This is a genomic window from bacterium (assembly GCA_035281585.1).
GTDB lineage: Bacteria > UBA10199 > UBA10199 > DSSB01 > DSSB01 > DATEDP01.
Genome location: DATEDP010000082.1, coordinates 1 through 7,982 on the forward strand (window position 1 = coordinate 1; position 7,982 = coordinate 7,982).

Consider the following 7,982-nt stretch of genomic DNA (forward strand, 5'->3'; position numbering starts at 1 on the left):
AGCCAAGCGCGCGGGCGGCACCGCGTCGGGGCCGTTCAAGGCATAGGCTTGGCCATTGCTCAAGGCTTGGCTGACGTCGAGTGGAATGGCGGCTTCGGGCGGCGCCGACGAAGAATCGGCGGCCAGCTTTCCATCCAAGGCGTAGAGCGATAGGCGATAAGGTTCATCGTCGGCCATATCGGCCAGTTTCTTATTCAGAGCTTCCCCGCGGTCGGCCGAAAGCTGGAGCCCCTGGAGAGCCGGATAAGAGTCGATCCATTTTTCCTGCAGGTTCTGCCGGGCGTTGGTCAAAAGCAGGCTTTCCAGAAAGCGGATCAGCAGGAGGTTGGCGGCCGACGTCGCCAAGAGGACGAAGAAGAGATAGGCGACGAAGATTTTTCCGGTGATGTGGGTCATGGCTTCTCACGGAAACGATAGCCAATTCCGCGGACGGTTTCGACATAGTTCTCGAATTTTCCCAGCTTCTCGCGGAGCCGTTTGACGTGGGTGTCGACGGTGCGGGTGGTGACGAAAGCGTCATAGCCCCAGACCTTGTCGAGCAGGGTATCCCGGGTTTGGACCCGGCCCTTGGTTTCGAGCAGGTACTTCAAGAGCTTGAACTCGATGGCGGTGAGCTCGACTTCCTTGTCGGCGATCGTCACCCGGTGGCGGGCCAAGTCGACCACCAAGTCGCCGAATTTGATCTGCTTGTCGCTCCCCTCCTCGCCTTCGGCCTTGGGTCCCCGGCGGAGCACCGCCTTGGAGCGGAGCAAGAGCTCGCGGGGGCTGAAGGGCTTGGTGATGTAATCGTCGGCGCCGAGCTCGAAGCCCACCACCTTATCGATTTCCTCGCCTTTGGCGGTGAGCATGATCACCGGGATGGCCTTGGTCTCCGGGTCGTTCTTGAGGATCCGGCAGACCTCGAAGCCATCCATCCCCGGCAGCATCAGGTCCAGGAGGATGAGATCGGGCCTCTTTTCCTTGGCCTTTTTCAGGCCTTCGGAGCCGCTGCCACAGACTTCGACCCGCCAGTTGGCTTGCTGGAAGTGGTAGCTGAGCAGCTGCTGAATGTCGGCTTCGTCCTCAATGACGAGAACCTTGGTCGCGTCCGGCATAGGCCTCCTTCCCAGGTCCCTTGGGAAAACGCAGGGGAGGATGCCGCCGCTTCGGTCTTTTTCCAAGGGGAAAATCGCCGGCTGGTCGAAGGCTCTCCCCGCACAATTTGAGCTTGGCGCTCTGCACAGAATGAGAAAATAATGCCGGATGCCCCCCATTCCCCTGAAGTTGCTGGGCGAGGGCGGAATGAGTTCGGTCTATTTGGCCGAGCTCGAGCCCGGAAGGCCGGTGGCTCTCAAGTTGCTCAGTCGGGTCCAGCCCGACCAGGTCGCCCTGTTCGAAAAAGAGGCCGCGCTGCTGGTCAAGCTGCGGCATCCCGCCATCGCCGCCATCCACGGCTACCTCGCCGACAGCAGCCCCATTTTCGGGAAAAACCGGGGCCCCTGCTTCTGGATGGACTTCGTCGAAGGCCGGGGCTTGCTCGACGCCGCCAAGACCGCGGCGCCCGCGGCGATCTTGGCTTGGCTGCGGGCGGCCCTCGACGCCTTGCGGACCCTGCACGCCCAAAACCTTGCCCACGGCGACCTCTCGCCGCGCAACGTCCTGATCACCGCCGAAGGCCGGATCAAGCTGCTCGACTTCGGCTTGGCCGGAAATTTTTCCTCGGCGGCCCGGCTCGGCGCCGGCACCCTGCCCTATTTGGCGCCGGAGCGCTGGCAGGGAAAGAATCTGCCGGCCAGCGACCTCTTCTCGCTCGGCACTCTCTTCTACGAAGCCTTCGCCGGCAAGCATCCCCGGGCCTCGAGCCGCAGCTTGAGCGAAATGCTCCGGTCGCCGGCCCGGCCCTTGCTCGAAGCCGCGCCCCGACTGAAAGACGGCTTCGGTTTGGCCGCCCGGACCATCGACCGGATGATTCAGAGCGAACCCCAGCGCCGTTGGACCAGCGCCGCCGAAGCTCTCGAAGCCCTGAGCGGACTTTCCGATCGGGGCGGAACCGTGGTGGCCGAACATCACTCGATCCGGATGTTCGGCGCCGAAGCGGCCTTCGCCCGACTCGTCCAGGCCCTGGCTCGGTGGCCCCAGGGTTCGGCCTGGCTTTGGCTGCATGGCATCGGCGGAGTCGGCAAAACTCGCTTCCTCCGCGAGGCCGCCTTCCAATGCGCCCTGCGCGGAATCCCGGTGCAGGAAGTGCCGCCGAGCGGCTTCGAGACCGCCTTGGCCGGCCTCGCCGCGGCGCCGGCCGGCGCTTATTTTTTCCATGATCTCCACAAGCTTGGCTTCGATTCGCTGAAAGGCCTGCTCCGGCTGCGGCGGGAGGCCGCCGACCGACCGGGCCGGATCGGGCTCTTCGAGTGGAACGAGGACCGGCTGAGCCCGGAAACCCGGCGCCTGCTCGAGGCCTTGGTCGAAATGCCCGGCGGCTTCGATCTTCGGCTCAAGAACTTGAGCGAGGCGGAGAGCCGAACCTTGATCGACGAAGCGATCGGGGTCAAGGCCGCCGGCGAGCTCGCCGCGGCGCTCTTCCGTCAGACCGCCGGCAACCCCCGGATGCTGCTCGAGATCGTCCGCCGGGTTCGCGAAGCCGGCGGCTTGGAGCGGGGACACTTTTCGCGGGAATGGATCGAGCGATTGGCCGGCTGGCATTCCTTCGAAGACCTGGCCCTCGACCGCCTCGGCGCCCTGACTGGAGAGGAGCGGGAATCCCTCCTGGCCCTGGCCGCCGCCGGCGATGCCGTCGCCATGGCCGAGTTGAAAAAAATTTGCCGGGACCCCGAAGGCCTCGAAAGCCGGCTTCATCGCTTGGCCGATCGGCATTTGGTGAAAAGCGCCGGGGATGCTTGGGAGCTCGCTTTCCCGGCCCTTGCCACCGAGCTCCTCAGGCGGGCCGAAGCCGCCGAGATCGAGCGCCTCCACCAAGCCTGGTGGAAGATCCTGCCGCCCAACGCCGAGCGCCAAGTCCAGCGGCTGCGCCATGCCCTCGCCTTGGGGGACGGACCCGCCGTCGCTGCACTGGCCTTGCCCGCCGTGGAAAGCTTGAGCCGCGGCGGCCGGGCCGGCGAAGCCCTGGCCTTGGCCGAGCGAAGCCGGCCTTACATTCAAGACCCGGCCGAGCTTTCGCGGCTGCTGCGGGCCAAGGCCAATCTCCTCACCGGTCTCGACCGCTACCGCGAAGCCATCGCCGCCGCCGAGGAGGTTTTCGCTTTGGCCGCCGAGGACGAGCCGCTGCCTTTGAAGGAAGCGAAGTGCTGCCTGGTCGCCGGCATCGCCCATTTGAACCTCGGCGAAGAAGCGGCGGCGGCGCGCCGCTTTGAGCGTTGCCTCGAGCTGAAAGCCGAGAGCTCGCCCGAAATCCGTCCCCACCAGGTCCGGGCCCTTTCGCTGCTGGGCAATCTGGAATTGAAGGAGGGCCGGCTCGCTTCGGCCAAGCTCCATTTCGAGCGGGGCCTGGCAATAGCCGAGCCGAAAGGCCGGCGGCGGGCCGAGCTCTGCCGCAATTTGGCCGGGGCCTGGGCCGAGGAAAGGGCTTGGACTGAGGCCTTCGCCCGCTTGGCCGAAGCCAAGGCCCTCTACCGCGAGGAAAAGTATTTTCCGGGCGAATTCGCGGCCTGGCTCCAAGAAGGAAACCTGGCCTTGGCCCAAGGCGAGGCCGAGAAGGCTTTGGCCGCTTATCGCGAGGCCGAAAGCTTGGCTCGCTCCCAGCGCGACGATCTTTTCCTGGCCCGGGTTTGGAACAACCGGGGATCGCTGCAACGCCGGCGGCTGGCCTTGGGCGAGGCCCTCGAGGATTTCCGCCGGGCCCACGAAGTCTTGAGCGCCGCCGGCAACCTCGAGGATCTGGCCGAGCACCTGGCGGAATATGCCCGGGCCGAATTCGCCGCCGGCCGCTTCGTTCCGGCCGAGGCCAAGCTGGCGGAGCTGAGGGCCCTGGCACCGCGGATGGCCAAGGCCGAAGGCCTGGCCCGGGAAGTCGAAGCCTATGGCCGGCGGCTGCGAGAGCCGGCCCAATCGGCGGTCGCGGAGCCCATGACCGGCCCGGCCCCGGCCTGGGATCTCGAAGCGGCCCTCGCCGCGGCCGAGGGTCCCAAACTCCGCGAGCTACTGACCCGAATTTATGAATCGCTCCCGCCCCAGCTCCAAATTTCCTTCGTCGAACGCGAGGATTGGCGGCGCTGGGTTGGGGGTCAGGACAAAGGAAAGACCCCGATGGAAATCCTCCACAGCCTCTCGGCGATCAGCCGCGAGCTCTTGCGCGAAGACGACATGGAAAAGGTCCTGCAAAACTTGATGGACGCGGCGATGCGGCTGGCCCGGGCCGAGCACGGCTTCCTGCTGCTCCGCAGCGAAAGCTCCGAAGGCCCGATCGCCGGCTTCAGCGTGGTGGTGGCCCGCAACCTCGCCGCGGAAAGTCTCCAGTCGAAGGACTTCGCCTTCAGCCTTTCGGCGGTGCGCCGGGCGATGGAGGGCGGCCAAGCCGTCGTCGCCGACAACGCCCTGACCGACCCCCGCTTCCGCGAGGCCAAGAGCGTTCAGCTCCACGAGCTCAAGTCGATCCTGGCCCTGCCGATCCGCGGCCGGAGCGGCGTGCTCGGCGCTTTCTATCTCGATCACCGTTTCGAGGCCGGTCTCTTCGACGAGGGCCGGCTTAAGGCCCTCGAGGCCTTTTCCGACCAAGCCGCCCTGGCCCTGCAGAAGGGCCAAATGATCGAGGAGCTGAAGCGGGCCAATGCCCGGCTGAGCGAGCGGGTCGAGGAGCAGAGCGATCAGCTCGAGAAATTGCAGCTCGAAGTCGCCGAAAGCCGGATCAAGCTGAAGCACGAATACCGCGAGATCGTCGGCCGCTCGCCCCGAATGATCGAGGTCCTCGCGCTGCTCGACAAGATCACCGACTCCAAGATCGCGGTCTGGGTCTACGGCGAGTCCGGCACCGGCAAAGAGTCGATCGCCCGGGCCCTCCACTTCAACAGCGGCCGGGCCAAGCAGGCCTTCGTCGCCGAGAATTGCAGCGCCCTGCCCGAGACCTTGATGGAGTCGGAGCTCTTCGGCCACAAGAAGGGCGCCTTCACCCATGCCGACCGCGACAAGAAGGGCATCCTCGAATACGCCCACCGCGGCACGATCTTCCTCGACGAGATCGCCGACCTCTCGCCGGCGCTCCAGGCCAAGCTGCTGCGCTTCCTGCAGGAGGGCGAGATCCGGCCGCTCGGCTCCCATGAGGTGGTCAAGGTCGACGTCCGGGTCGTCTCGGCCAGCAACAAGAACCTCCAGGAATTGGTCGAGCAGGGGAAGTTCCGGGAGGACCTCTATTTCCGCCTGAACGGCGTGACAATTTCGCTGCCGCCGCTGCGCGAGCGCAAGGAGGACCTCCCGCTGCTGGTCGAGCACTTCTTGAAGAGGATCGCCGAGCGGGAAGGCCGTTCGCCGGCCCGCCTCGGCACCGAGGCCCTCCGCCAATTCATGAGCTATCCTTGGCCCGGCAACATCCGCGAGCTCCAGAACACCCTCGAAACCGCCGGCCTCTTCGCCGACCAAGGCCTGATCGGGCTCAAGGCCCTGGCCTTCAAGCCGGAGCTGCTCGGCAACAAGAAGGCGATGCAGAGCTTGCTCCGCAAGACCCTGGCCCGGGAGCCGCTGGACCCGGAGCTGGAGCGAATCCTGCTCGCCATCCGCGACCAGGGCTATCACAAGGGCCACGCCGCCCAAGCCCTCGGCATCTCGCGGCGCAACCTCTACACCAAGCTCGAGAAGTTCGGGGTGCCGGTTGAGATCAAGGATTTGAAGGAATTCATCGACGGGAAATTCTTCTGAGCGCCGGCGAGCGCTTAATGCCGATTGCCATCCCATCGACTTGAAAGACGGCGCTTCGCGCCGTTGGCGGGGCTAAAGCCCCTTGCTACGGGCAATTGGCGAGACAGACCGAGAAGGAGTCTTCCTGAACGTCGGCTTCTTGGAAGAGGCCGTCATCGCTCGGGGCTGTCCGCAGCGAGGCGTTGATATTGGTTTCGAGTTGGACGGCCGCGACGGTGAGATTGCCGGAGGAGGAGTCGATCAGCAGCAAGCCGCCGTTCAACAAATTGAGAAGCGTCGGCAAATCCAGCGTCGCGACCACCGTCTCGACCAGGCCGCGGATGCTCAAATCCAACCAAGTCCGTATTTTGAAGGCCAAGAAAAGGTGATTGAGATCGGGGCCGAAATCGAAGCCTTGCGGGCTGTTCACCTCGAGGTGAGCGGTTTGGTCGCTGACGAAGCGGAATTGCACGACGGTCAAGCTGCCCAGGGCGCCCAAGTCGATCGGGCTCAAGAGTCCCAGGTGGCCTTCGACGACGATCGAGTGGTCGATCAAGGGCCCGTTGACCAACGGGTCGTCCTCGGCGCCGGGCGGAATCTCATCCGCCTCCATCACTTCGAAGGAAAGGTCGAGCTTGCTGTAGGTTCCCTCCGGCACGCCGGCCACGCCCAACTCGGGCAGGGACTCGTCCACGATGACGTTGCCGTCGAGCAGGCGGAAGAGAAAATTCCCGGGATACTCGAGGCCGGCGCTGACCGCTTCGTCGAGATTGAGATCGCGGACGAACATGCGGACCTCGGTGATCTCGATTAAGGGAGTGAGGTTCAGCTGCAAGCTTTTGAGGAAAGGCCCGGGAGCCGGCAAGCTGGTGCTGGTGGCCGGGCTCATCTCCACTTCGGTGAAACCGGGTGTGGGCCGGGTGCCGGGGTTGACGCTATTGGGCGCCGAGCCCAGCGGACCGACGCCGCCGTCGGTGGAAGCATCACCCACTCCACCGGGTCCGGGGTTTCCACCGGGGCCGCCGGCGCAGGCGACGAGGAGAAGGAAGGTGGCTCCCCGCAGCAAAAGGTTGGTGTATCCCGCTCTCAAATTCCCCCTCACGGAAGCCTTACCCGGGATATCTGAGATGCTTAAAACCTGGGCAGATTGTAAACCAGAACGCGCCGCGTAAAAAGGGATTTGTGCTGATTACGGTCATCCTGAGCTGGGGCCCCAGTCGAACGCCGTCAGGTCCGAGAGAGACTGGGGGGAAGGATCTGCGACTGCCCAAGCGGGTATAAGAGCCCCAAGCCCCATCGCATGCTCAAAAGGCCGCTATTTTTGGGATTATAGAAATCTACGCGAACAGATAAGGCAGACCAACCACCTGGTAGGTCGCAGATCCTTCGCTACGCTCAGGATGACGGGCCCGAAAAAGATTAGAGCCAGAAGATCTCTCTTGCTGGCTCTAATCCGGGGGCACACTTTTTAATTTTTTTTTGTTTCCGGGAATTTTTCTTTTTCCCGGTAGCGCCTCTCGGCGCATGCTAGAAGATAATGCAGGGCTTATGCCAGTCCTCTTAAATTTAATTAACTACTTAATATTATTAATATTTTAAATATGATCTTCGTTTATTTTTCAAAATATAAATAGATTTATTATATAAAATAAATTCAATAATTTAAAATTTATCCATGACATCTAAAATTAAGAATTCAAAGTTCCGCCAAGATTTCCACAGCTAACAACCGGCGGGCGGCTTCGACGATAAGCTGGCCTCAGGGCACCAATGAACAAGGTCACGCAAGCCGAGCGGGAATTTAACCAAGCTCGGCGATTTGAAAATCAAGGCAAGCTCCAGGAAGCGCTGCGGCTCTACGATGCGGTCCTCGCCAGCCCTTTGGCCGAGGACGATCCGCTCCGGCTTTCCGCCCAAAGGCGACAGAGCCTGCTGCAAGGCGGGGGCGATTTCGGCGACCGCTTCGAGCTCCATCTCCAAAACTTTTTCCGCGAGGCGACTCGGCCTTCGGCCTTGCTGCCGATGCTGGCAGGCACCGCGGTGTTCCAAGCTTCGCGGCTGGCGGTGCTCAGCCGCTTGGCCCAGGCGCCTGCCGATGCTGGCAGGCACCGCGGTGTTCCAAGCTTCGCGGCTGGCGGTGCTCAGCCGCTTGGCCCAGGCGC

5 protein-coding genes are annotated in these 7,982 nt (G+C 63.5%); 2 read left to right on the top strand and 3 right to left on the bottom strand.

Annotation, left to right across the window (positions count from 1 at the left end; genetic code table 11):
- Together VJR29_06590 and VJR29_06595 are read right to left on the bottom strand one after the other, a co-directional pair.
- The coding region (locus VJR29_06590) for a hypothetical protein (GenBank protein HKY63067.1) at nucleotides 1-396 on the bottom strand (396 nt) is incomplete at its 3' end.
- Entirely contained in the window at nucleotides 393-1,094 is a 702-nt protein-coding gene (locus VJR29_06595; protein ID HKY63068.1) for a response regulator, read from the bottom strand. The genes VJR29_06595 and VJR29_06590, both read right to left, overlap by 4 nt.
- 148 nt (nucleotides 1,095-1,242) lie before the next feature.
- Here VJR29_06595 and VJR29_06600 point away from each other — a divergent pair, with 148 nt between their 5' ends.
- Nucleotides 1,243-5,841 carry a sigma 54-interacting transcriptional regulator gene (locus VJR29_06600; protein HKY63069.1) on the top strand — a complete coding sequence of 1,533 codons (4,599 nt, stop codon included), beginning with the start codon at nucleotides 1,243-1,245 and terminating at the stop codon, nucleotides 5,839-5,841.
- Between the two features lie 85 nt (nucleotides 5,842-5,926).
- On the opposite strand, the gene VJR29_06605 is transcribed toward VJR29_06600, so the two are convergent.
- Complete coding sequence (locus VJR29_06605) at nucleotides 5,927-6,910, bottom strand: hypothetical protein (GenBank protein ID HKY63070.1); 984 nt, start codon at nucleotides 6,908-6,910, stop codon at nucleotides 5,927-5,929.
- A gap of 680 nt (nucleotides 6,911-7,590) precedes the next feature.
- Here VJR29_06605 and VJR29_06610 point away from each other — a divergent pair.
- A partial coding sequence (locus tag VJR29_06610; GenBank protein ID HKY63071.1) for a hypothetical protein occupies nucleotides 7,591-7,982 on the top strand: 392 nt, incomplete at its 3' end.